Origin of the sequence: Paracandidimonas soli (genome assembly GCF_004342005.1) — a bacterium.
Lineage (GTDB): Bacteria > Pseudomonadota > Gammaproteobacteria > Burkholderiales > Burkholderiaceae_B > Paracandidimonas > Paracandidimonas soli.
In genome coordinates, this window is record NZ_SMBX01000004.1 from 50,558 (window position 1) to 73,623 (window position 23,066).

Annotated in this window: 20 protein-coding genes and 1 tRNA gene; 9 read left to right on the plus strand and 12 right to left on the minus strand. The window is 62.1% G+C overall.

The genetic code is table 11. The features are described from left to right. Positions 1 to 93 precede the first annotated feature (93 nt). Complete coding sequence (locus tag EV686_RS09480; RefSeq protein WP_132476902.1) at positions 94 to 276, minus strand: DUF3008 family protein; 183 nt, start codon at positions 274 to 276, stop codon at positions 94 to 96. A gap of 275 nt (positions 277 to 551) precedes the next feature. Between EV686_RS09480 and EV686_RS09485 the strand changes: the two genes are divergently transcribed. The 4 genes from EV686_RS09485 to EV686_RS09500 all read left to right on the plus strand — a co-directional run bounded on the left by EV686_RS09485 (position 552) and on the right by EV686_RS09500 (position 7,051). Next, positions 552 to 1,397 (plus strand): hypothetical protein, encoded by an 846-nt coding sequence (locus EV686_RS09485; protein WP_132476223.1) that lies wholly within the window; start codon positions 552 to 554, stop codon positions 1,395 to 1,397. Between the two features lie 30 nt (positions 1,398 to 1,427). Continuing rightward, positions 1,428 to 2,504, plus strand: coding sequence for a uroporphyrinogen decarboxylase (hemE, locus tag EV686_RS09490; protein ID WP_132476226.1), 1,077 nt, complete (start codon positions 1,428 to 1,430; stop codon positions 2,502 to 2,504). Positions 2,505 to 2,868: 364 nt separating this feature from the next. Continuing rightward, complete coding sequence (locus EV686_RS09495) at positions 2,869 to 5,010, plus strand: primosomal protein N' (protein WP_132476229.1); 2,142 nt, start codon at positions 2,869 to 2,871, stop codon at positions 5,008 to 5,010. A 10-nt stretch (positions 5,011 to 5,020) separates the two neighbouring features. Beyond that, complete coding sequence (locus EV686_RS09500) at positions 5,021 to 7,051, plus strand: UvrD-helicase domain-containing protein (protein WP_165972564.1); 2,031 nt, start codon at positions 5,021 to 5,023, stop codon at positions 7,049 to 7,051. Between the two features lie 82 nt (positions 7,052 to 7,133). On the opposite strand, the gene EV686_RS09505 is transcribed toward EV686_RS09500, so the two are convergent. The 3 genes from EV686_RS09505 to EV686_RS09515 all read right to left on the minus strand — a co-directional run bounded on the left by EV686_RS09505 (position 7,134) and on the right by EV686_RS09515 (position 9,326). Continuing rightward, positions 7,134 to 7,367: a hypothetical protein gene (locus EV686_RS09505; protein WP_132476232.1), complete on the minus strand. Its 234-nt coding sequence runs from the start codon at positions 7,365 to 7,367 to the stop codon at positions 7,134 to 7,136. A gap of 207 nt (positions 7,368 to 7,574) precedes the next feature. After that, positions 7,575 to 8,345 carry an enoyl-CoA hydratase-related protein gene (locus tag EV686_RS09510; RefSeq protein ID WP_132476235.1) on the minus strand — a complete coding sequence of 257 codons (771 nt, stop codon included), beginning with the start codon at positions 8,343 to 8,345 and terminating at the stop codon, positions 7,575 to 7,577. Between the two features lie 3 nt (positions 8,346 to 8,348). Next, on the minus strand, positions 8,349 to 9,326 hold the full coding sequence (locus tag EV686_RS09515; RefSeq protein ID WP_132476238.1) for an NAD(P)H-dependent flavin oxidoreductase: 978 nt from the start codon (positions 9,324 to 9,326) through the stop codon (positions 8,349 to 8,351). Between the two features lie 206 nt (positions 9,327 to 9,532). Between EV686_RS09515 and EV686_RS09520 the strand changes: the two genes are divergently transcribed. Next, entirely contained in the window at positions 9,533 to 10,762 is a 1,230-nt protein-coding gene (locus EV686_RS09520) for a CaiB/BaiF CoA transferase family protein (protein WP_132476241.1), read from the plus strand. A gap of 124 nt (positions 10,763 to 10,886) precedes the next feature. Here EV686_RS09520 and EV686_RS09525 read toward each other — a convergent pair whose 3' ends face one another. Further along, a complete protein-coding gene (locus EV686_RS09525) occupies positions 10,887 to 11,513 on the minus strand; it encodes a c-type cytochrome (protein ID WP_132476244.1) in 627 nt (208 codons plus the stop codon). Positions 11,514 to 11,760: 247 nt separating this feature from the next. Here EV686_RS09525 and EV686_RS09530 point away from each other — a divergent pair. Then, a tRNA-Arg gene (locus EV686_RS09530) sits at positions 11,761 to 11,835 on the plus strand. Positions 11,836 to 11,977: 142 nt separating this feature from the next. Here the strand turns inward: EV686_RS09530 and EV686_RS09535 are convergent. Next, positions 11,978 to 12,862 (minus strand): LysR family transcriptional regulator, encoded by an 885-nt coding sequence (locus EV686_RS09535; protein ID WP_165972565.1) that lies wholly within the window; start codon positions 12,860 to 12,862, stop codon positions 11,978 to 11,980. A 142-nt stretch (positions 12,863 to 13,004) separates the two neighbouring features. Between EV686_RS09535 and EV686_RS09540 the strand changes: the two genes are divergently transcribed. Genes EV686_RS09540 through EV686_RS09550 form a run of 3 tightly spaced genes read left to right on the plus strand, consistent with a single transcriptional unit; the run spans position 13,005 to position 18,136 of the window. After that, positions 13,005 to 15,041, plus strand: a complete 2,037-nt coding sequence (locus tag EV686_RS09540; RefSeq protein WP_132476250.1) for a hydantoinase/oxoprolinase family protein — start codon at positions 13,005 to 13,007, stop codon at positions 15,039 to 15,041. Positions 15,042 to 15,043: 2 nt separating this feature from the next. After that, positions 15,044 to 17,035 (plus strand): hydantoinase B/oxoprolinase family protein, encoded by a 1,992-nt coding sequence (locus EV686_RS09545; RefSeq protein ID WP_132476253.1) that lies wholly within the window; start codon positions 15,044 to 15,046, stop codon positions 17,033 to 17,035. Between the two features lie 21 nt (positions 17,036 to 17,056). Further along, positions 17,057 to 18,136 (plus strand): Bug family tripartite tricarboxylate transporter substrate binding protein, encoded by a 1,080-nt coding sequence (locus tag EV686_RS09550; RefSeq protein WP_132476256.1) that lies wholly within the window; start codon positions 17,057 to 17,059, stop codon positions 18,134 to 18,136. A gap of 164 nt (positions 18,137 to 18,300) precedes the next feature. On the opposite strand, the gene EV686_RS09555 is transcribed toward EV686_RS09550, so the two are convergent. The 6 genes from EV686_RS09555 to EV686_RS09580 form a co-directional block, all read right to left on the minus strand. Further along, complete coding sequence (locus EV686_RS09555) at positions 18,301 to 18,882, minus strand: toxin-antitoxin system YwqK family antitoxin (protein WP_132476259.1); 582 nt, start codon at positions 18,880 to 18,882, stop codon at positions 18,301 to 18,303. Between the two features lie 98 nt (positions 18,883 to 18,980). Further along, positions 18,981 to 19,724 carry a cysteate racemase gene (gene cuyB / locus EV686_RS09560; RefSeq protein ID WP_132476262.1) on the minus strand — a complete coding sequence of 248 codons (744 nt, stop codon included), beginning with the start codon at positions 19,722 to 19,724 and terminating at the stop codon, positions 18,981 to 18,983. 13 nt (positions 19,725 to 19,737) lie between these two features. Next, the gene (locus tag EV686_RS09565) at positions 19,738 to 20,472 is read right to left on the minus strand and encodes an amino acid ABC transporter ATP-binding protein (RefSeq protein ID WP_132476265.1); all 735 of its coding nucleotides are present in this window, start codon (positions 20,470 to 20,472) and stop codon (positions 19,738 to 19,740) included. 12 nt (positions 20,473 to 20,484) lie between these two features. Continuing rightward, a complete protein-coding gene (locus EV686_RS09570) occupies positions 20,485 to 21,174 on the minus strand; it encodes an amino acid ABC transporter permease (RefSeq protein ID WP_132476268.1) in 690 nt (229 codons plus the stop codon). Next, positions 21,171 to 21,995 (minus strand): amino acid ABC transporter permease, encoded by an 825-nt coding sequence (locus EV686_RS09575; RefSeq protein ID WP_132476271.1) that lies wholly within the window; start codon positions 21,993 to 21,995, stop codon positions 21,171 to 21,173. The genes EV686_RS09570 and EV686_RS09575 overlap by 4 nt, the downstream gene beginning before the upstream one ends. Positions 21,996 to 22,103: 108 nt before the next feature. After that, on the minus strand, positions 22,104 to 23,012 hold the full coding sequence (locus EV686_RS09580) for an amino acid ABC transporter substrate-binding protein (RefSeq protein WP_132476274.1): 909 nt from the start codon (positions 23,010 to 23,012) through the stop codon (positions 22,104 to 22,106). Positions 23,013 to 23,066: the final 54 nt, after the last annotated feature.

The window sequence follows — 23,066 nt, forward strand, 5'->3', positions numbered from 1 at the left end:
ACCCGCACGCATCCGCTCTGCGGGTTTTTTGTTGGCCATCGGCTCCTGGCGTACATTTTGGGCGGCTTCGAGCCGCTCACGCTTACTGCGTGTCTAGTGTTTGTATTTTGGCTTGGTCTTCCGCTTGGTTTTGGCCAATTCCCTGAGTTCTTTTTCGCTCATGGAGTCGTACATGGATTTGGCCGCCCCCTCCAGGTTGCTGACCTTGGTTTCGCCTCGCTTGGCGGACAATGCCGCACCGGCGGCTTTTTGCTGGGCCTGGGATTTTGCTGGCATGGTAAACCTCCAGAATGAACGGCTGCTTCCGAAAACAGCGCGCATTCATTGTTGACTCAAAATACGCGAGCATCCAACAACAAAACCCTTGCATGTGTAAGAAACCATGCCTGGCGGCCGCTGGAAAGTCTCCAAAAAAAAACTGCGATTCCCTTGACTGTGATCATATTGACCTAGCAGTTCTTGGCGTTGTTTCCCGTGTGGCATGCCGTTAAGCTTTGCGACGACAAAAGAACAGTCGCCAGTATGCTGCGTTTTCACGGGGGAGCAGAGCCATGCGGGAGAACTTTGATTGTGCGTTACTGATGCCTTCGGGCTGCGAGGCCTGGGCCGGCCAGTGGGAAGGCAGCCTTGCGAAAGGCAGGCTGCAAGTCAGGCGCCTGGAGGGTGGCGTCGATACACAGGCCGAGGACGCCACGCGCGCGCTGGGCAGGCTCGCGGGAATACTGAAGGCCTACGATGCGTGCCTGCTGCCGGTATCCAGCGCCAATCTCGCATGGGCCAGAATCTCCCTCTCCAGGGCCAGGTGCGTGCTGAAAACTCCCGTCATCATCCTGGCGCAGGACCTGCAGGCGGTTGCTTTGTGCGACCTGATACGCATGGGGGTGACTGATTTCATCCGTACGCCGGGGTGCCCGGAGGAGCTGCGGGCCCGACTGGAAAAAATCCGCTTCGGCCAGATGCGGCAAGGTGCGGCCCATGGCCAGCCGCTGTATTCCCTTGCGCCCGGCAGGCAGCCCGCCGGCATGCTGGACGAACCTCGGACGGCGGGTGGCGGTGAGCCCTCGGGCATGATGGAGTTTATCGATCAGATAGACGACGCCGTCCTGGAAAGCTGCCTGCAGCGCAAAGGCATCGATCTCAAGGCCTTTGCCGTGGCGGCGGCGAACCGCTGCGCGGCTTCTCAGCTGTCCTTCAGGGAAGCCAAGGGGCAGATCGTCGCCGGATTCGAGCAAGCCTATCTCAGCGCCATGCTGGGCCGCTGCGCAGGCAATATCGCCCAGGCGGCCCGGTGCTCCGCCAAGCATCGCAGGGCGTTCTGGGCGCTGGTGCGCAAGTACGAAATTGACGCGGCGCAATTCCGCGAGCTCGAGCGCCCCTTTCATAGTCAAGGCGGTTAAAATCAAAGGTTCATCATTTGAAGGACTGCCGTGACTGCCCCGACTTTGAAAAACGACGTATTCCTGCGCGCGCTGCTTAGGCAGCCTGTTCCTTACACGCCTCTCTGGCTGATGCGCCAGGCGGGACGCTATCTGCCCGAATACAACCAGACGCGCGCCCAGGCCGGTTCTTTTCTCGCGCTGGCGCAAAATCCGGAATATGCCTGCGAGGTAACGCTGCAGCCCTTGCGCCGTTTCGATCTGGACGCGGCCATCCTGTTTTCCGACATCCTCACCGTCCCGCATGCCATGGGCCTGGGGCTGGATTTCCTGGCGGGAGAAGGCCCCAAGTTCGCCTCTCCGGTACGCACGGAAGCCGATGTCGACCGCCTGCAGGTGCCCGACATGGGGGAACTGCAATATGTATTCGACGCCGTTTCCCTGATCCGGCGCGAACTGGACGGCAAGGTGCCGCTGATCGGCTTCGCCGGCAGCCCCTGGACCATCGGCTGCTACATGGTGGAAGGACAGGGCTCCAGCGATTACCGCCTGATCAAGAGCATGCTGTACGGCCGTCCCGATCTGCTGCATCGCATCCTGCAGATCAATGCCGATGCCACCGTGCAGTACCTGAACGCGCAGATCCGCGCCGGCGCTCAGGCCGTCATGATTTTCGACAGCTGGGGCGGGGTGCTGGCCGACGGCATGTTCCAGGAGTTCTCGCTGGCCTATACGCGCAAGGTCGTGCAAGGCCTGATCCGTGAGCATGAAGGCAATACCATCCCGTCCATCGTCTTCACCAAGGGCGGCAATCCGTGGCTGGAAGATATCTCCGCCTGCGGCAGCGATGCCATCGGCCTGGATTGGACCGCCAATCTGTCCCAGGCGCGGCGGCGCACGGGCGACCGTGTGGCGCTGCAGGGCAACCTGGATCCCAATGTGCTGTTCGGCGGCGAGACGGCCATACGCCAGCAGGCCAGGCGTGTCATCGACGATTTCGGCGTCGTGGGGCCCGGGGGGCACGTATTCAATCTCGGGCACGGCATTTCCCGTTTCACGCCGCCGGAATCCGTCGGTATTCTAGTGGACGAGGTGCATTCCTACAGCAGGGGCAAGCACCAGGCCTGAGAGAGGCCGGCTTGCCTTCGCATAGGCTATTTGTCCTAGGTTTCTTGGCGTATGCGAACTCAGCCGGCGGGCCTGCACTTCCCTGCATGGATGATAGGGTCTGCGGGTTGTTCACATGAATCAGAACTTTGGCTTTTTACGGGCAATTCGCTGAAGATAGCAGCGTGTTTTTATTAAGCCATTGTTTTTAAAAGAATAATTTTATTCTTGTCGCATAGCGTATGAAGCCCGTCCTGACTGCTGTTGGTTTGTCCAGAGGATTTTACGGGGGTTTTCCCCAAAGTTATCCACAGGCTGTGCAAACATCAAGATGGAATAGGAGCTTAGGCCGTTTAGCCAGAATTCACTTTAACTGTCAGTCGGTATGAACTCCAGCGTCACCTCCGCCTCTGTCGATGGTTCCGGGCCAGCGCATTCGGCTCCCGAACCGGATTGCTCCGGGCCGGAGCCTGATGCCGCCGGAACCGCGGCGGGGTGGCTCAGGGTTGCGCTGGACGTACCGCTGCGCGGCCTGTTCGACTACAGGGGAAGGGCGGACCAGGCTCCCGTCGGCAGCCGCGTGATCGTTCCGTTTGGTTCGAGAAAGATGATAGGCGTGGTGGTGGAACATCCGCTCAACCCGGATACACCGGAAGACCAGGTGCGGGATGTAGAGCAATATCTGCCCGATACCGCGCCGTTGCCGGACGCCTGGCTGCGCATGACAGCGTTTGCCGCCCGGTATTACCAGCGTCCCCTGGGCGAAGTCATGCTGCCGTCCCTGCCTGCCAGCCTGCGTAAGGTATCGGCCTACCAGGGCAAGCGTTCGGCGGAGGGGCCGGTGGCAAGGCTGCGCAAACGTAAGCGCAAGGCGCAACCCGTCGTTCAGCAGGATGCGCCGCCGTCGCTCAACGACGAGCAGCGCAGGGCGGCGGAGGCGATCGCGGCGCAGCAGGGGTTCCGGACCCTGTTGCTGCACGGCGTGACTGGCAGCGGCAAGACGGAGGTCTATCTGCACGCGGCGAACGCTGTGCTGGCGGCGGGCAGGCAGGTCTTGTTCCTGGTGCCGGAAATCAATCTGACGCCTCAGTTCGAGCAGTCGCTACGGGCCAGGCTGGCCCCCGTGGTGGGCGAGGACGGGCTGGCGATCCTGCATAGCGGCCTGGCCGAAGGCGAGCGGCTGGATGCCTGGCTGCGCGCCACGGAGGGCAAGGCGCGGATCCTGCTGGGAACGCGGCTGTCTATCTTCACCCCCTTGCCCGAGCTCGGCCTGATCATCGTCGACGAAGAGCACGACACCTCCTACAAGCAGCAGGAGGGCCTGCGCTACTCGGCCCGCGACCTGGCTGTCTGGCGCGGGTACGACGCCGGCGTCCCCGTGGTGCTGGGGTCGGCCACGCCTTCGCTGGAAAGCTGGTTCCGGGCGAGCAATGGCAGCTATGACCTGCTGCGGCTGACGAAACGCGCCAGGGATGTCAGCCTTCCTGGCATCCGCCTGGTCGATACCCGGCGCCTGCAGCTGCAGGACGGGTTTTCTCCGCATCTGCTCACGGCGATCGGCGAGTGCCTGGCGCGGAAAGAGCAGGCGCTGGTGTTCCTGAACCGCCGGGGTTACGCGCCGGTGCTGCGCTGCAACTCCTGCGGCTGGGTCAGCCAGTGTCCGCGATGCACCGCGCATACGGTGCTGCATCGCGGCAAGGGCTACCGGAATTTCCTGCAGTGCCATCACTGCGGATACCAGGCGCCGGTGCCGCGCGCCTGCCCTTCCTGCGGCGACCAGGATCTCAAGCCCATGGGGCGGGGCACGCAGCGCGTGGAAGAAGTCCTGGGGGAGTATTTCCAGGGCGCCCGCATTGCGCGCATCGATGCCGACAGCACGCGGCGCAAGGGCAGCGCCGCCGAGCTGTTTGCCCAGGTGCATGCGGGCGAGGTCGATATCCTGGTCGGCACCCAGATGGTGGCCAAGGGGCATGATTTCTCTCGCCTGGGCCTGGTGGGAGTACTCAATGCCGACAGCATGCTGTTCGCTCAGGACTTTCGCGCTCCCGAGCGGCTGTTCGCGCAATTGATGCAGGTGTCCGGCCGCGCCGGCCGCCATGCGGGGCAGGGGCAGGTCATACTGCAGACTGACTACCCCGAGCAGCCGGTCTACCAGGCCCTGCTGCGGCACGACTACGAAGGCTTCGCGAGGCACACGCTGCAAGAGCGCGAGGAAACCGGCCTGCCGCCCTATGCGCACCAGGCGCTGCTGACGGCCGAGGCGCGCGAGCTTTCCGCCGCCCTGGCGTTCCTGGCGCAGGCCGGCGCGCAGGAAGGCATGCCGTGCGCCGACCGGGTGACGCTGTATGATCCGGTGCCGCTGCGCGTGGTGCGCGTGGCGAATGTGGAGCGGGCCCAATTGCTGGCCGAAAGCGTGGAGCGGCCGGCGCTGCAGGCGTTCCTGGCGGCATGGTCCGAGCGGCTGCATGCGGTCGGACGGGAACACAAGGTGCGCTGGCACCTGGAAGTGGACCCGCTGGAAATCTGATGGAAGCGCAATGACGACGATGCCCGTGGGCTCCACCGTTCCGGCAGACCTGAATCCCAGGCAGCGCGAGGCGGTCCTGTACCTGAACGGCCCCTGCCTGGTGCTGGCGGGCGCCGGCAGCGGAAAGACACGCGTCATCACCCAGAAAATGGCCTACCTGCTGCGCGAATGCGGCTATGCGGGCAGGCACGTGGTCGCGCTGACATTCACCAACAAGGCCGCCCGCGAAATGAGCGAGCGCCTGCATGCGCTGGTGGACAGGAAACTCAGCAAGGGATTGATGGTCAGCACCTTTCATTCGCTCGGACTGCGCTTTTTGCGGGAGGAGGCGCAGGGCGTCGGCTTGAAGCCGGCATTTTCCATCCTGGACGCCACCGATGCGCTGGCCATCATCCAGGAGCTGCTGGCCACGACCGACAAGGGGCGGCTGCGCTCCGTGCAGCAGACGATCTCGCTCTGGAAGAATGCGCTGCTGGATCCCGACCGCGCCGCAGCGGGCGCGGCCACGCCGGAGGAGGTGGACGCCGCCCGGGTCTACCGCAGTTACCAGGCCACGCTGCAGGCATACCAGGCTGTGGATTTCGACGACCTGATCCGCTTGCCCGCGCAATTGCTGGAGGCGGACGAGGACGTGCGCCGCCGCTGGCAGGCCAGGGTGCAGTACCTGCTGATCGACGAATACCAGGACACCAATCAGTGCCAGTACCAGATAGTGCGGCTGCTGGTGGGCGACAGGGCCATGTTCACGGCGGTCGGCGACGACGACCAGGCCATTTACGCCTGGCGCGGCGCCACGGTGGAGAACCTGTCCAGACTGGAGCAGGACTACGCCAACCTGAAGCTGATCAAGCTGGAGCAGAACTACCGTTCAGTGCAGCGCATCCTGACGGCGGCCAACAATGTCATCGGCAAGAATCCGCGGATCTTCGGCAAGACGCTGTGGTCGGAGCTGGGCGTGGGCGAGCCGATCCAGGTATCGCCGGCCGACGACGAGCTGGCCGAGGCGCAGGCGATCGGCGTAAGACTGTCCGCGTCGCGCTTCGAGCGGCAGGCCAAGTGGCGAGATTTCGCCGTGCTGTACCGTAGCAACCACCAGGCCAGGATCATAGAGCAGGCGTTCCGGGATCTGCGCATTCCCTATACGATCTCGGGCGGCCAGAGTTTCTTCGACAAGGCGGAAGTGCGCGACATACTGGCCTATCTGCGGCTGGTCGCCAATGACGAGGACGATCCCGCGTTCATCCGGGCGGTGACGACGCCGCGCCGGGGCATAGGACAGGCCACGCTGCAGACGCTCGGCCAGTTCGCCGCCGAGCGCCGTCTGCCCATGTTCGCGGCGGTGTTCGAGATAGGTTCCACGGAACTGCTGGCCGCAAGGCACTACGAGCCCCTGCGGGTCTTTGCGGCCTTCATCCAGAAACTGCAGGAAAACCGCGATCCGGTACCCGAGGTGCTGGACGGCCTGCTGGCCGCCATTGGCTATGAGAACTATCTGTTCGATACGCAGGAAGAACGCGCGGCCCAGTCGCGCTGGCAGAATGTGCTGGAGCTGCTGGGCTGGCTCAAGCGCAAGGCGACGGAGGACGGCCTGCAATTGAAGGAGCTGGCGCAGCACGTGGCGCTGGTCACCATGCTGGACCGCGGCGACGATGAGGAGCCGGATGCCGTCAAGCTGTCCACGCTGCATGCCGCCAAGGGGCTGGAATACCCCCACGTCTATCTTGCCGGAGTCGAGGAAGGGCTATTGCCGCACGCTGGCCGGGAAGAGGATGAGCTGCCGGGCGAGGCCGGGGAGCTGCAGCGCGTGCAGCGTATCGAGGAGGAGCGTCGCCTGATGTATGTCGGCATCACCAGGGCGCAGCGCACGCTGCACCTGACCTGGTGTCGCAGGCGCAGGCGCGCCCGCGAGGATGTCATGCGCGAGCCGTCGCGCTTCATCAAGGAGATGGCGCTGGACGGCGGCGGCAAGGCTGCGCCGGAGGATGCGGGCGTCAGTCCCAAGCAGCGGCTGGATATGCTCAAAGCGCTGCTCAAAAAATAATGAAGCCCGCCAGGGGCGGGCTTCGATCAGATCAGAGGCACCAGTGGCCAGCGCAATGGCGCGCTCTGCTCCGGTGCGATTCTTACCAGTAGCCGTGCGACTTGCGCGTATCTTGCGCGCGGGCTTCGTTCAGCACGTCGGCGACGGCGACGATGTAGTTGAATGCGGCGCTGAAGCACTGTGCGATGCCGCTGCCAACGAATTTCAGCAGGGAAGTAGCGGACAGGGATTCGCCGTTTGCCAGAGTCTCGCGGATGATTTCGCGCTCGACGGAGTCGCTGAGGCGGGCTTCGGAGGAGTAGGAGACGTTCGACATGATATTTACCTTTTGGGTTTGGGTGGCTGACAACTGCATTATAGGGATAACCCTAATCCAAAAGCAAGGGTTTTCCCTAAATAAACCTAGGGTTTCTACTAATAAGCTTATTCACCCTGGATTTGTTGTCCCTAAGCCACGCATTTCCCGCCCGGATGCCTGGAACGATCATTCTGGATCGGAGACTGCATTCTCCGTCCGGCCGGCTCAGAGTTCCCCGCCTTCCCCTGCGGGCCCTCGATCCGGCTTTCCTTCGAAGAACTGCTGGATGCGGCTCCTGGCCTCTTCCGATTGCAGGCACTGGCGGAAGTACTCCCATTCATTGTCGATTGCGTGATGGACCGGATTGCGCCGGGAGTCGCGCATCAGGTGCTTGGAAATGCGTATCGAGGCGGCGGGCATCGCGGCAAGCTGTTCCGCCGTTGCACGGGCAGCCTGCAGGGCGGCGCCGTCCTCGACTAGACGGGTCAGGAGCCCGGCCTCCAGCGCCTCGGCGGCATCGAAAGGCTGGCCCGTCAGCAGCCATTGCGCGGCGCGCCTGGGGCCGACGATATCCGCCAGCAACAGGCTCGAAGCGCCTTCGGGACAGAGCCCCAGAGGGACGAAAGGCAGGCGGAAGCAGGCGCTCTTGCCGGCGAGGACGAAATCGCAGTGCTGGAGCATGGTGACGCCGACGCCCACGGCCTGGCCTTCCACAGCGGCAATCACAGGAATGTCCGCGTCGGCCAGGGCGTGCAGGAATGCGATGCCGGCATGGGGCGCATCGGGATCGTAGGCCAGGAACTCCGTCAGGTCGTTGCCCGCGGTGAAGCATCCTCCCGCGCCGGACAGAATGATGGCGCGGCATTCGGCCCAGCCCGCGGCCTGCCGCAGGGCGTCCGTCATTTCGGCGTACATGGCGTGCGTCAGGGCGTTGCGCTGCCCGGCGCGGTCCATGGAGATTTCCAGCCAGTTGCCTTTATTGGAGAGATGGATCATGGTTCAGCTCCTGAGTGTCGTTGCCAATCGGTGCTGCGCCTGCCGGTATTCCTTCGTCAATTGGGCGACGATGTCCGCCGTGGGCTGGATGCCGCGTATATTGCCGACGCCCTGGCCTGCGCCCCAGATGTCCCGCCATGCCTTGGCGTCCGTATCGGCCAGGAGACCGAGGTTGGCCTGCTGGGGCGTGGACGGCAGGGCGTCGGGGTCCAGGCCGGCGGCGCGGATGCTGGCGCGCAGGTAGTTGCCGGGGATGCCGGTGAAATAGGGGGTATAGACGATGTCGCTGGCGGCGCTTTCGACCAGCATGTCCTTGTAGGCCTGGGAGGCATTGGCCTCCTGGCTGGCGATGAAGCGCGTGCCCATGTAGGCGAAGTCCGCGCCCATGGCCCGGGCCGCCAGGATGTCGTCTCCCCTGGAAATGGCGCCCGACAGCACGACCGGCCCGTCGAAGATGCGCCTGACTTCGCCCAGCAGGGCGAACGGGCTGAGCGTGCCCGCGTGGCCGCCCGCGCCCGCGCAGACCAGGATCAGGCCGTCGACGCCGGCATCCAGCGCCTTGCGCGCATGCCGCAGCGTGGTGACGTCGTGGAAGACTTTGCCGCCCCAGCGGTGCACGGCTTCGATGATCGGGCCCGGGGCGCTCAGGCTGGTGATGATCAGCGGCGTGCGGAATTCCGCGCACACTTCCAGATCCGCCTGCAGCCGGGGGTTCGACGCATGGATGATGTGGTTGATGGCGTAGGGAGGAATGGGCGCGCCGGGATTGCGGACGCGCAGGGCGTCCAGGCCGTCGTGTATGGTTTTCAGCCAGTCGCGCAATAGCGGCTGTGGCCGCGCATTCAGGGCCGGCATCGAGCCGACGATGCCGGCGGCGCACTGGGCGATGACCAGCGCCGGATTGGATACGATGAACATGGGTGCGGCAATGACCGGAATGGCCAGTTGTCGTTGCAGCGTGGCGGCAAACGTGTCCGTCATGAACGATTCCCCCGAGTGGCAGGCGACGGTTCAAGCATACCGTCAATGGCCAACTGGCGCATGCTGGTAAACTGCCGGATCGGCCGCATCACGCTGGAAAGACGTCTTCGCGAAGCAGCGGGCGGAGCGGCAAGGCGTAAATGTTCATGAGATGGCCACGAAATGGCGCACGACCGGGCCGTGGCGGTTTTTGGAGTGAAGTTCCGATGTCTTCTTCGCGTAATGCGCCATTGCATGGCATCCGTGTGCTGGATCTGACCCGTGTGCTGGCTGGTCCATGGTGCACGCAGAATCTGGCGGATCTCGGCGCCGACGTGATCAAGATCGAGAGGCCCGGCGCTGGCGACGATACCCGGGGCTGGGGGCCTCCCTACCTGAAAGGGGAGGACGGCGAGTCCACTTCGGAGGCTGCCTATTACCTGTCGGCCAACCGCAACAAGCGCTCGGTCACCCTGGATATTTCGACGGAGCGCGGCGCGGAGCTGGTGCGCGCATTGGCGCGCGGCAGCGACATCCTGGTGGAGAATTTCAAGGTCGGCGGCCTGAAGAAATACGGCCTGGACTACGACAGCCTGCGCCAGGAAAATCCGGCCCTGATCTATTGCTCCATTACCGGGTTCGGGCAGACCGGTCCTTACGCGAAACGCCCGGGCTACGATTTCATGATCCAGGGGATGGGCGGCCTCATGAGCGTGACTGGGGAGCCGGACGGCGCTCCGGGCGCCGGGCCGCAGAAGGCGGGCGTGGCCGTGGCCGACCTGATGACGGGAATGTACGCCACCGTCGGCATCCTGGCCGCCCTGCAGGAGCGCCATCGCAGCGGCCTGGGGCAGCATGTCGACATGGCCCTGCTGGATTGCCAGGTGGCCATGATGGCCAACCAGAACATGAACTACTTGACGACGGGGCAGGCGCCCCGGCGCATGGGAAATGCGCATCCGAACCTGGTGCCTTACCAGGTGTTCGAGTCTTCCGACGGCCATCTGATCATCGCCGTCGGCAACGATACGCAGTTCGCTGCCTGCTGCGCCGTGCTGGGCCGGCCCGAGCTGGCGCAGGACGCCAGATTCGCGCGCAATGCGGATCGCGTCGGAAACCGGGACGCGCTGATCGCCATTCTGGCGCCCGCCGTGAAGCAGAAGGCAAGGGATCACTGGCTAGGCGCACTGGAGGCGGCGGGCGTGCCTGCCGGTCCGATCAATACCCTGGCGGACGTCTACGAAGATCCGCAGGTGCGGGCGCGCGGCTTGCGGCAGGAACTGCCGCATCCGGCGGCGGGCGTCGCGCCGACCGTCGCCAGCCCCCTGCGCCTGTCCGATACGCCCGTCCAATACCGCAATGCGCCGCCTTTGCTGGGCCAGCATACGGAAGAGGTGCTTCGGGACGTGCTGGGCCTGGCGGAAGAGGAAATCAGGGTGCTGGCGGGGAAGGGCTGAGCGCCTCGTATCCTGTGTGGGCTGGGTGATGCTGGCCCATTAAAAAAATGGCGCCTTCCAGAGGCGCCATTTTCATGCCGGCCTGCGTGTCTGTTGCAGGCGGGATCTGTATGCCGGGGGGGACTTACTTGCTTTCCGCAGCTTCCGGCTGAGCTTGAGCGTCGCTGCCGCCCTGGGGCTGTTCGGCCGGAGCGGCCTCGGCGGGCGCGGCTTCTGCGGGAGCGGCATCGCCGCCGGGTTCCGCGGGTTCGGGGAGCGAGCCGCCAGACTGATTCGCCATGTAGACGACGGCGCGTGCGATTTCGAAGTCGTCCAGCGCAGGGTTGCCGCCCTTGGGAGGCATAGCGCCCTTGCCCTCGATGGCGATCTTCAGCATGGCGTCCATGCCCGATGCGATCAGCGGAGCCCACACGGCGTTGTCGCCCATCTTGGGCGCGCCGGCTACGCCGGCTGCGTGACAGGCGGTACAGGTGGATTCGAAGACTTGCTGACCGGTCTTGAATTCCTTGGGCGCATTGGCGTCGACCAGGGCGAAATTGGCGACGGGCTTGATGCGTGAAGCGATGGCTTCAGGCGACAGCGCATCGGAACCGGAGCCCATGCGCGAACTCGATACGACCAGATTGACCAGGAGGATGATGACGACGACCGGAATGATAAACGCCAGCACGACGGTGGCGATGAGTTGCCTCGGGGTCTTGATCGGCGCGCTGTGTTCTTCTTCGGTAGTATGAGCTTCCGTTTGGTTCATGTTTTGATCCTGCTGGTTTGTCTTGTGCCTGTTCGTAGTGCAGGCGGCGATTGTCAGGAGCGGAGCGGCGCCATTCTTCGTATTGTGCCTTGTGTGCCAGAGTGTTCCGGGCCCCGGGCCGCACCATGCTCACTGCGGGATTATAGGCCAGTCTTCAGCCATGCGGCATGCCTAAGCAATATATTGCGGTGCATAGTCGACGGGTGCTGGAATATTTTGTACGAATCACGCTACAATAGCCGGCTTGGCGACCGTAGTTCAATGGATAGAATGGGAGTTTCCGAAGCTCTTGATACAGGTTCGATTCCTGTCGGTCGCGCCATATCCATCCAGTATTTGGGGTTCTCCCATGCCATGCGCGCTTTCTCCTTGCGCGCTCGACGGGCTGCTTCGGCCCATTATTCCCGCGTTCCGTCACGACAGGCTACGTTATCGCAGCTGTGCAGACTGACGGCACGGATGTGTCAGAGGTGCCGGGCGGGTCTGGCGCTGTCCAATGCGGAACACAATTGCATAAGCCACGAACGGAACTCCAGGAAGATCAGTCGTTCGCGAACGCTCTTCTTCGATACCAGATAGTAGGACGAGCAGCGCGGGAGATACGGGGTGTCGCAGATGCGGCGTACTTTGCCGTCCATGACATACTTATGGACTATGTATTCGGGCAGGAGCGCGACACCGGTGCCTTGCAGGACGGCCTGCGCAGACGTAGTCAGCATCGAGTGATTGCCGCCGACCATATCAGGTGAGAAAACCAGGCCGAGCTGTTCGAAATACTCGGGCCATGCGTCCGGATGCCGCAGTTGCCCGATCAGCTTGTGCTGATATAGAACTGAATGGTCAACCGCCTGATTGCATGGCGCCAAGTCCGCCGAAATGTATGGAAAGTACGACGGCGTGCAGAGCAGTTCGGGGTTGCCGTCCCTGGATCGCGGCTCGCCCAGGACTATTGCGGCGTCGAATTCTTCTTCCTCCAGATTGACATCGCCCACGGTGGTCAGGAAGTTGATCAGGTATTGCGGGTTTCTTTGCAGGAAATCGTTGACTGCGGGGCTGATGATCTCAAGGCCAAAGCTTGGCATTGCCGAGATGTTGAGGGTTTCGCGTCCCGGCGATTTTAGCGAGGCGAACACTTCTTCGAGCTGGGACAGCACAGGCTGTATTTTTGCGGCGAGTTGCTGCCCCGCGGTTGTGAGCTCGAGGCCTTTCGAGCCGCGGGAGAAAAGACTGACCCCGACGAATTTCTCCAGGTCGAGGATCTGCCGGCTGACTGCGCCTTGGGAAAGAAAAAGCTTCTCCGCCGCCACTGTGATGCTGCGCGAACGCGCGACCATGATGAATGCTTCCATGTTCGCAATCGGAGGCAGTTTTCTCTTTGATGAAACCTTCATTCCAAAAATGAATTGCTCATGGATTTATTTGCATGGACCAGCCTGAATCCAGCTCAGTATAGTACATTCCATCGCAAACCACTCAGGGAAAATAAAGACCATGGGCTATAGAGTAGGCGTCGACATCGGAGGGTCTTTTACCGATTTCGCGGTGTATGACGAGGGCACCCAAACGATCAGCAGCATGAAGGTTTTTTCGAGGCCGGATGAGCCGGGCTCGGAGGTGATCGCCGGCATTCAGATGCTGGGCGAGCGCTATGGCATCCAGCCTGGCGAGATCAGTTACTTCACCCATGGCACGACGGTGGGCATCAATACTGTCATTCAACGCAAGGGGCTGCGTCTAGCGCTTCTTACGACGCGGAATTTTTCCGATGTTCTGGAACTCGGCCGCCTCAAGACGGTGGACATGTATCACTTGCTGTCGCGCCGGCCCGACCCTTTGATCCCGCGCGATATGGTCTTCGGCGTCGACGAGCGGATCGCTCCCGACGGCAGCGTGAGGACCGCACTGGATGAAGACAGCGTGGCCGAAGCCGTCGAAAAGGCGCGGGTGGCCGGCGCCGAGGGCATCGTCATCGCTTTTCTGCATGCTTATCGCAACTCCGGGCATGAATTGCGCGCGAAGGAGATCGCCGGCTCGCTAGCCCCGGAACTGCCAGTGTTTTGCTCCAGCGAGACGTGGCCCATCATCCGGGAGTATGAGCGGACGATCACGGCGGTGATCGGCGCCTATGTGCAGCCCCGTGTCTCGCACTACCTCGGCTCGCTGCAGAAAGCATTGAGGGAGGTCGGCGTATCGGCCGAGCCCCAGCTGACCAAGTCCAATGGCGGAATCATGAGCGCGGAGCAGGGCAAAAGCGACTGCGTCCAGATGATTCTCTCCGGAACCGCTGCAGGTGTGATCGGTGCCAGTCATCTGGCAGCGTCCTGCGGCGTCTCGCATTGTCTGAGCCTCGACATCGGCGGCACGAGCGCGGATATTGCAGTCATTGTCGATGGCTTGCCGCAGTACGGGGTCGGCGAACTGATCGGAGAGTTCCAGATACATATACCGTCCGTCTCGGTGTCGTCCGTGGGCGATGGCGGAGGGTCTATCGCCTGGATCGACGATCAGGGGGTGCTGAAGGTCGGTCCCGAAAGCGCGGGATCGCATCCAGGTCCCGCATGCTATGGCAAGGGCGGCAAAAGAGCAACGATCACCGACGCATTCGTCGCCTGCCGTCTGATGGGGCATTCCGCGCTTGGCTACCAGGCAGTCTCGGTCGATGTCGACGCCGCAGACAAGGCGGTGGCGGACCTGGCCGTGAAGCTGGGAATCACCAACGAGAAGACAGCGGAAGCGATTATCGAAATCGCCGTATCCGGCATGTATGCGGAAGTCAGCGGGCTGGTTTCCCGTTATGGCATCGACGTGCGCGAATTCTCGATCATGGCGTTCGGAGGGGCCGGCCCGATGATGGCCTGCTATCTTGCCCGCGAACTGAACGTAAAAGAGGTAGTGGTCCCGCGTGCTCCCGGTACGCTTAGCGCCCTGGGCGGGCTGATCGCCGACTTGAAGAATGACTTCTTGAAAACTGTGTACATGGACCTGAATGTGGCCTCCATGGACGTTATCCGAAAGGAATATGCCGGTCTCAGCCAACGCGCCCTGGAATGGGTCCGCAAGGAGCAAGGCGATACCGAGGGCGCGCTCCTGTCCTACTCGGCGGAAATTCGCTACCGGGGCCAATCGTTCGAAGTCGAAACACCGCTCACGCCGGCCGAGTGCGGCGATGCCGAGGGCATGGCCGCGGCCTTCCACCGGCAGCATCGCAAGATCTACGGTTATGCCGACGAAACCGCGGCGGTTCAGGTAGTCAGCCTGCGCGTGCTTGCCACGGGCCGCAAGCATAAGCCCCAATTCAAGCGTCATGAAATGACGGAAGGCATCGTTGCTCCGGAACGGCCCGTCACGGTTTGGATGGACGGAGCTTTTCGCGAGGTTGCGCTGTATTCGCGGGCGAATGCCTTGCCGGGCATGCGCTTCGATGGCCCCGCCATCGTGGCGCAGGATGATACGACGACCGTCATCCTGCCCGGCTATCGCTGCGTGGTCGATGAATTTTTGAATCTGCGAATTTCCCGGGGAGTCTGAGCATGCCCATCGAAAACACCCAACTCCAGGTCCTGGCCAACCATTGCACGGCAGCGGCCGAAAGCATGGGCTACACCATCATGCGTACCGCTTACTCAAGCTTCGTCAAGGAGACTGAGGATTTTTCCGCGCAGATCATGACGCCTGATGGACAGACCTTCGCTTCGCCGCGGACGCTGGGCGTCACTTGGTATACAGGACTCGATTACGGACCGGTCATCCGTATGTTCGACGATTATCGTGAAGGAGATATCTACCTGACCAACGACCCCTACAGCGGTTTCGTGGCGACGCATACGCCGGACATGCATCTGTGGAAGCCGGTCTTTCGCGAGGGCAAGCTGGTCTGCTTCCTGGGTTGCCACCTTCACAATACCGATATGGGCGGGGCCGTGCCCGCCTCACTGTCGCGTGCCCTGACTGAAGTCCACCAGGAGGGCATTCGTATCCCGCCGATGCTACTGATCCGGGATGGGGCGATAGACGAGAACATTCTTCGCATATTGGAAACGAATGTCCGTGCGCCGGAACTGAACCGGGGCGACCTGAATGCGCAGATTGCGTGCCTGAACACCGGAGAGAAGAAGGTACACGAGATCGTCGACCGTTTTGGCGTGGATGTATTCATGGAGGGGACGCAGCGCATGCTGGACTATGCCGAAGAGCAGACGCGCAGTCTGATCAGCAGCATGCCTGATGGCGAGTATTTCTTTTCGGAATACGCGGACGAAGATTCGCCCAACGGATTTCCCTGCCGTATCGCCATTACGCTGCGCATCAAGGGGGACGAGCTGGAGCTGGATTTCACAGGGAGTGATCCGCAAGTGGCTTCGGCCCTGAATGTTCCCACGGGCGGTAACCCTCATCACTCGATCGTGACGGTGGGCCTGGTATATGTATTGCACAGCCTGGCCCCTTTGCATGTGCTGAACGCCGGATCCGTCAAGCCTTGCAAGGCGATTCTCCCCAAAGGTACGGTCCTGAATGCCGAGCACCCCGCCGCCGTAGGCATGCGGAGCCTGACGACAGCGGTGATACAGGCTTGCACTTTCGGTGTTTTCAGCCAGGTGGTCCCGCACCTGCTTCCCGCCTGCCCGGCGGGCGGTTCAAGCAATCTCAACGTCAAGACATTGTCGGCCGACGGCCGGCCAGCGCTGTCGTCCATCGGTCCGTGCGGCGGCGGAGCGGGCGGCGGCCCCGAGCGTGACGGTGTCGAGGGCTGCGGCGCGAATTCGGCTTTCCTGAAGAATACCCCGGTGGAGATCAACGAGGCGGAAGTGCCGATCGAGATTCTCCGTTATGGCCTCGTGCCCGATACAGGAGGCGTTGGCGAGCAAAGAGGAGGCAACGCGGCAACCATGGAGTTCCGCGTCCTGTCGCCCAATGCAGTCGTCACTGCGCGCAACCGCAACCGGACGGACCTTGCCGCCTGGGGAGTGTTAGGCGGCAAGGCTGGAGCGAACTCCCGGTTCATCAAGAATCCCGATACGCCTGCTGCGGTGGAGCTGCGCAATATCGATGTCGTGCCATGCTCGCCAGGCGATGTGATTCGAGTCCAGGGACCGGGCGGAGGAGGGTATGGGGATCCGCTGAAACGCTCGTCCGAGAAGGTGCTGCATGATGTGCGCTGCGGCTTCGTATCGATCGAAAAGGCAAGGTCCGAATATGGTGTGGAGATCACTCCCGATCTGGAGATCGACGCGCAGGCCACCAGCCTTCTTCGCAGCAGTCGCGCCCCCCGCACTGACGGGCATTACGATTTCGGGCCGGGCCGCAGCCGCTTCGAAAGCGTCTGGACACGACAGCGCTATGCAGCATTTACCGAGATCGCGCGCGTCGTTCCTGTGTCTTGGGCTCACTTCGTCAAGCATCATCTGTTCAGCCGCCTGGCCGACAACGTTGCCCCGGCGGATGGCGGGGCGGACGATGTCTTCCGAGTCTATGAGGAATTGCGAGCGCAGTTCCCGAGACTTCCGGAAGTGGCTGCCGCATAAGTTTTTTCTGGATTGGCGGCAGTGCGAACTGCCCCAATCCATTCGCGCGGCATCAGGTTATTTCAACAACTTCTACAACTACAACAGTATGGAGACTCCATGAATGATGATACTTCTGATCGCGTGAATGTTACGCGCCGCGATATCACCCTGTTCGGCATATCGCTCATTGCAGGCGCATTAGCCTGCAGCCCGGCCAGAGCGCAGTCCTGGCCGGCCAAGCCGGTACGATTGGTGGTTCCCTTCGGCGCCGGCTCAATACTGGATTCCATGATGCGGGCAATGGTGAATGAGCTGGGCGAAGCCTTGGGGCAGCCATTCGTAATTGAAGCCCGCCCTGGCGCGGGAGGCTCCGTCGGAACCGCCTCGGTAGCCAGATCCCCCGCCGACGGCTATACGATTCTTGTAACCGGAGCCAATCACACCATCAGCGGAGCCATGTATTCCAACCTGCCGTACCACCCTATCACGGACTTCGCTCCAGTTGCGTCGATTGCCAGCAGCGGTTACGCGCTGATGGTGAACAGCGCACTGCCGGTGAACACGGTGGAGGAATTCATAGCCTATACCAGAGAGAAGAAAGGGCTGGCCTATCCCTCCGCGGGCATCGGCAGCAATACCCATCTGGCCATGGCGCTTTTGGTCGATATGGCGGACCTCGACATGATCCATGTGCCGTTCAAAAGCACAGGAGACGCCATTACCGAGGTTCTGTCGGGGCGCGGTCATGCGATGATCGGAGCCAATGTTGCGATCATGCCGTTCCTCAACGACAAGCGCGTGCGCGTGCTTGCCGTCACTACCGCCGAACGCAGCAGGTTCATGCCCGAGGTTCCTACGATCGCCGAAAGCGGCCTGCCTGGCTACGAGTATGACACTTGGCTTGCCTTGCTGGCTCCTGCCGGTACTCCGCGGCCCATTATCGACAGGATAAATGATGCTGTTGGTCCGATATTGCGCAACGCGGACGTGCTGGAGCGTTTTACCGTGTTGGGCATCGATCCCAAACCGATGACTCCGGAGGCTCTGGGTGATGTGCTGAAGGAGAGCAGCGAGAACATGGCGAAGCTTGTCGCCATGGTGGGCGCGAAAGCCAATTGACGTCATAAGAGACCTTTCATGCCGCTTTGTCCCTTCGCCTCGGATGGCGGCATGTGCCAGCGCTTGTTGGCGCCCGATGGCTCGGCTGAGGCGCAGTTCACGGTCCAGCCGGGCAAGTTCTCCAACGAAGCGGGGAATGCCGATCGTCCCGCCTGGCGCAAGTGTCAAGGCAATCGGCGCGAACCGTCGGGATGGAAGCCCTGTGCTTCGCCGGCTACCCCATCCGCATCGAATTTTTTCTCGGAAACGAGAGTGCCTGAATCGTCGTAGGTCATCTCGGTCCTCAGCTTTCCGTGCTCATCATAGAAGCGATGCGGGCCTACGCGCTTGAACCGCCCCTGCATTACACCGGAGGCCTGCAGCACGCCCAGGTCGGAAAAATGCTCGACGTAGTTTCCGGGCGGACCTTTGGGGTCGCGCAGCGCCTGGTTGACGTGTTTCTCCCGCACCTTGCCGTTCATGTACCAGAACGTTCCGCGCATCTGCATGCCGTCCAGGAAAATCTGGTCGCGCAGCGGGCCGCCGTCCTGGGTCCATTCGCGCTCGGTCGCTTCCAGTCCTTTTCCGCGATCCTGCTCTATCACTTCATAGACCAGTTGCCCGTTGCGCGCGTATTCCTTGCGATGCTCGCCGCCTGGAATCTGCGTCACCACGGTCTGGCCTGCAAGCGAGGCATTGACTTCGGCGCCAGCCATTGCAGGCAGCAGGACGAGGGCGGCGGCAAGGACAAAACTTCTGGCATGCATTGGGAGCTGCTCCGCGGACGAGATGCGTGGGTACGTGAAATGACACGCAATAAATAACACGCGAATTGCCGGATCCCAAAGCGGATATCCAATTTGTTTCAATCGTCGGGTTTTCGCTTTCCTGTTTGCCGCCTGTGCCAGTGGATGGCGGCATGCGCCAGTGCATCGATGGAGTCGACGATGGGCACTTCCCAGGAGCCGCGCATGGCGTGGGGCAGCGCCAGGGGAAGTTCGGTGCAGCCCAGCACGATGGCCTGAACGCCCCGGTCGCAAAGCGAAGCGACGCCGGGGCTGGCGGCGCGCCGGGCTTCTTCGAGATGCCCCTGCTTGGTAAGGGCGATCGGGATCGAACAATGGCGGCCGATTTCCTCTGGCTCCGGTACGAGGCATTCGTATCCGTGGGCGCTCAGCCGCGACTGATAGAGTCCGGATTGCAGCGTGGCGCTGGTCGCCATCAGGCCGACGCGGCCATGCGGGACGCCCTGGGCCTGAAGGTTCTGCACCACGGCATCGACGATATGGATGATGGGAACGCGCGCTTGCGCGGCCAGGGCGTCGTACCAGAGGTGCGCCGTGTTGCAGGGAATGACGATGATCTTCGCGCCGGCGGCCTCCAGGCGTCGGATGCCGTTGAGCATCCACGGGAACGGGTCCTCTCCCTGGCGCAGGTAGGCGGCGGGGCGGTCTGGGATGCGCGGGTCGCTCCACAGGATCGCAGGAATATGCGCCTGATCCGTCTCCGCGGGTGTCAACTGCGTCAAGCGCGTCATCAGGGTCGCGCTGGCCAGCGGGCCCATGCCCCCCAGAATGCCGAGAAAAGGCCCATCGAATGCGTCTTCCATCTCGCGCACCTACCTAGTTGGGCAGAATCTTGGACAGGAACAGCCGGGTGCGTTCCGCCCGAGCGGGAAGATTCTCGAAGAACTCATGTTTGCTGCAGTCTTCCACGATCTTGCCCTCGTCCATGAAGATGACGCGATCGGCCACTTTCCTGGCAAATCCCATCTCGTGCGTGACGACCATCATGGTCATGCCTTCCTTGGCGAGATCGACCATGACGTCCAGGACTTCGTTGACCATCTCCGGGTCCAGGGCGGATGTCGGCTCGTCGAACAGCATGGCGACGGGATTCATGGCCAGGGCGCGGGCGATGGCCACCCGCTGCTGCTGGCCGCCGGAAAGCTGTCCGGGATATTTGTCCCTGTGCGACAGCATGCCGACGCGATCCAGCAGCTTGTCGGCCCGCGATACGGCCTCCGCTTCGCTGCGCTTGAGGACCTTCACTTGGGCGAGGATCAGGTTGCGTATCACGGAAAGGTGAGGGAAAAGCTCGAAGCTCTGGAACACCATGCCGATGCGCGCGCGCAGCTTGGCCAGATCGGTGTCCGGCGCGCCTACGGAAACGCCGTCGACGAACACTTCGCCTTTCTGGAAGGGTTCGAGTCCGTTGACGACCTTGATCAGCGTGGACTTTCCCGAGCCCGAAGGGCCGCAGATCACGACTACCTCGCCGTTCTCGACATGGGTGGAGCACGAGTCCAGCACCTGGACCGTCCCATACCATTTGCTCACGTTCTTGATGTCTATCATTGAATCTCCTGCTTACCGGCCGATGGCAGTGCGCTGCTGCAAGTATCGCACTCCCCGCGAGGCGCTATAGCTGATCAGGAAGTAGACCAGCGCAACGAACAAGTACATTTCCAGGAGCCGGCCGTCGCGCTGGGCGACCTTGACGGCTGCGCCGAGGAAGTCGGTCAGCGAAAGGACGTAGACGAGGGATGTGTCCTGGAAGAGGATAATGGTCTGCGTCAGCAGAACGGGCGCCATGTTGCGGAAGGCCTGGGGAAGGACGATGCTGCCCATGATCTGGAAATAGTTCAGTCCAAGGGCGCGGCCTGCGGCGGTCTGGGATTCCGGCACCGACGAAATGCCCGCGCGCATGATCTCGCAATAGTAGGCGGCTTCGAAGATCGTGAAGGTGATCAGCGCGGAGGTGAAGCCGCCCACGGCGATCGGGCGGCTGGCGCCGGTGAGCCAGGCGCCGATGAAAGGAACCAGGAAATAGAACCAGAAGATCACCAGGATGAGCGGCAGGGCGCGCAGCAGGTTGACGTAGATGCCGGCCACGCCCGACAGCAGCGGTATTTTCGACAGCCGGCACATCGCCAGAATGGTTCCCAGGATCAGGCCGCCGGTGGCGGAGAGCAGGGTCAGCTTCAGCGTAAAGACCATGCCGTCGCGAAACAGGTAGCCCAGCGAGCGTTCAATGACATCGAAGTCGAAAGCGTTCATGGCCGTGCGCCTCCTTTCCACCACTTGCCGTGTTTTCTGCCTTCGGACCGCGCCAGGCCGAAAAGCGCGCCCTTGGCGGGCGCGTCCCGCGCGCTGCCGGCCAGGCCGGGCACGGCGGTGTACCGCGCGAACCCTCCGGCGCAAAGCACGACGACGAGGTTGAGTATCAGGTAAAGCGTGGTGGCGCCGGCGAAGCTCTCGAACACCTGGAAGCTGAATTCCTGCATGGAGCGCGCGGCTCCCACGAGCTCCATCAGGCCGATGGTGAAAGCGACGGAAGTATTCTTGATCAGGTTCAGCATTTCCGAGGTCATGGGCGGCAGGATGATCCGGAAAGCCACCGGCAGAAGCACGTACCGGTAGACCTGGGCGGGCTTGAGCCCCAGCGCGGTGCCTGCCATGCGCTGCCCTTTCGGCAGCGATTCGATCCCCGCGCGGACCTGCTCGGCGACACGCGAAGCGGTGTAGAAGCCCAGGCAAAGAAAAGCCGGAAGAAAAATCCCCCAGGGCGGCGGGATCTGCTTGACGGCATTGCCCAGCGAAGAGGGCAGTAGTTCAGGTATGACGAAGTACCACAGGAACATCTGCACCAGGAGAGGGATATTGCGGAAGATTTCCACATACAGGGTTGCGATTTTCCGCAGCCAGCCGATCTCCGTCGTCCTGGCGACGCCGACGAGCGTGCCTACGACCGAAGCCAGGATCCATGCGAGCAGTGCGGTGAAAACCGTCCATACCAGGCCATTGAGCAGGGTGAAAATATAGAGATTCCCGTACGGGGACGGTTCGAAAAAAATGGACCAGTTCCAGTAGTAGTTCATGCTCTCCTCCTGACGGGATGGCGGATATGGCCAGGGGCGGCTCACCGGACGGCAACCGGCGCAGGGCCGGTTGCCGCGAGGATTGCCCGTCGGCTTTTACGTCAGCCTTTACTTATAGTGCTCGGGATCCGCGGAGTCGCTGGGGTTTTGCAGCGTCCGTTTCAACTGCTCGGTCATGGGCCAGTTCAGGGTTACGTTCTTGGGAGGAATCGGCGATTCGAACCATTTGGCATAGAGTTTCTCGATGGTGCCGTCTTTCATCATTGCAATGATGGCATCATCGACGACTTTCTTGAACTCGGGGTCGTCCTTGGGCTGCATGATGGCATAAGGCTCGATGGTGTAGGCGTCCTTGCTGATCATCCATGCATCGGGGTTGCGGGATGTCGCGACCAGCCCCGCCAGCAGGATGTCATCCATGAAAAACGCCAGGGCCCGGCCGTTTTCCACCGTGAGCATCGCTTCCGCATGGTCTTTGGTGGAGATGATGTTCATGCCGAGTTTCTGCTCGTTGTTGGCCCCGGTGGCCCAGCGGATGTTGCTGGTGCCGGCGGTGGATACGATGGTTTTTCCCTTGAAGTCATCCAGCTTTTCGACCTTGGAGGATTTCAGGGCAAGGAATCGGGTGGCGGTGATGAATGTGGTGGGCGCGAAGGCGACCTGGGCCTGGCGCTCGATGGTGTTCGTGGATGAGCCGCAGTTGAGGTCCACCGTGCCGTTCGCCACCAGGGGGATGCGTGTCGACGAGGTGACCGGAACGTATTTGACCTTGATCTCCGGCATATCGAGCTTCTTCTTGAGCGCCTCTATGACTCCCATGCATATGTCCAGCGAATAGCCGATGGGGTTCTGCTTGTCGTCCAGATAGGAAAAGGGAATGGAAGTGTCGCGGTGTCCGATGGCGATCTCGCCCGTGGACTTGATCTTTTCCAGGCGGCCCTCCGCATGGGCGGGCGTGGCGGCGAATGTGACCGCGGCAATCAAAGCTGTTGTGCAGGCGGTGAGTTTCTTATGCATGACTTGTCTCCGTACAGAATGATCCAACACTAATAGTTATCTGTGTTTGGCCGG

What these genes read in the sequence shown, in the direction of transcription:
- EV686_RS09480 (WP_132476902.1), bottom strand. Translation starts at nt 276, where the DNA reads ATGCCAGCAAAATCCCAGGCCCAGCAAAAAGCCGCCGGTGCGGCATTG.
- EV686_RS09540 (WP_132476250.1), top strand. Translation starts at nt 13,005, where the DNA reads ATGGGCTATAGAGTAGGCGTCGACATCGGAGGGTCTTTTACCGATTTC.
- EV686_RS09520 (WP_132476241.1), top strand. Translation starts at nt 9,533, where the DNA reads ATGTCTTCTTCGCGTAATGCGCCATTGCATGGCATCCGTGTGCTGGAT.
- EV686_RS09575 (WP_132476271.1), bottom strand. Translation starts at nt 21,995, where the DNA reads ATGAACTACTACTGGAACTGGTCCATTTTTTTCGAACCGTCCCCGTAC.
- EV686_RS09565 (WP_132476265.1), bottom strand. Translation starts at nt 20,472, where the DNA reads ATGATAGACATCAAGAACGTGAGCAAATGGTATGGGACGGTCCAGGTG.
- EV686_RS09545 (WP_132476253.1), top strand. Translation starts at nt 15,044, where the DNA reads ATGCCCATCGAAAACACCCAACTCCAGGTCCTGGCCAACCATTGCACG.
- cuyB (WP_132476262.1), bottom strand. Translation starts at nt 19,724, where the DNA reads ATGGAAGACGCATTCGATGGGCCTTTTCTCGGCATTCTGGGGGGCATG.
- EV686_RS09555 (WP_132476259.1), bottom strand. Translation starts at nt 18,882, where the DNA reads ATGCATGCCAGAAGTTTTGTCCTTGCCGCCGCCCTCGTCCTGCTGCCT.
- EV686_RS09505 (WP_132476232.1), bottom strand. Translation starts at nt 7,367, where the DNA reads ATGTCGAACGTCTCCTACTCCTCCGAAGCCCGCCTCAGCGACTCCGTC.
- EV686_RS09570 (WP_132476268.1), bottom strand. Translation starts at nt 21,174, where the DNA reads ATGAACGCTTTCGACTTCGATGTCATTGAACGCTCGCTGGGCTACCTG.
- EV686_RS09495 (WP_132476229.1), top strand. Translation starts at nt 2,869, where the DNA reads ATGAACTCCAGCGTCACCTCCGCCTCTGTCGATGGTTCCGGGCCAGCG.
- EV686_RS09500 (WP_165972564.1), top strand. Translation starts at nt 5,021, where the DNA reads ATGACGACGATGCCCGTGGGCTCCACCGTTCCGGCAGACCTGAATCCC.
- EV686_RS09515 (WP_132476238.1), bottom strand. Translation starts at nt 9,326, where the DNA reads ATGACGGACACGTTTGCCGCCACGCTGCAACGACAACTGGCCATTCCG.
- EV686_RS09510 (WP_132476235.1), bottom strand. Translation starts at nt 8,345, where the DNA reads ATGATCCATCTCTCCAATAAAGGCAACTGGCTGGAAATCTCCATGGAC.
- EV686_RS09525 (WP_132476244.1), bottom strand. Translation starts at nt 11,513, where the DNA reads ATGAACCAAACGGAAGCTCATACTACCGAAGAAGAACACAGCGCGCCG.
- EV686_RS09535 (WP_165972565.1), bottom strand. Translation starts at nt 12,862, where the DNA reads ATGGAAGCATTCATCATGGTCGCGCGTTCGCGCAGCATCACAGTGGCG.
- EV686_RS09485 (WP_132476223.1), top strand. Translation starts at nt 552, where the DNA reads ATGCGGGAGAACTTTGATTGTGCGTTACTGATGCCTTCGGGCTGCGAG.
- EV686_RS09580 (WP_132476274.1), bottom strand. Translation starts at nt 23,012, where the DNA reads ATGCATAAGAAACTCACCGCCTGCACAACAGCTTTGATTGCCGCGGTC.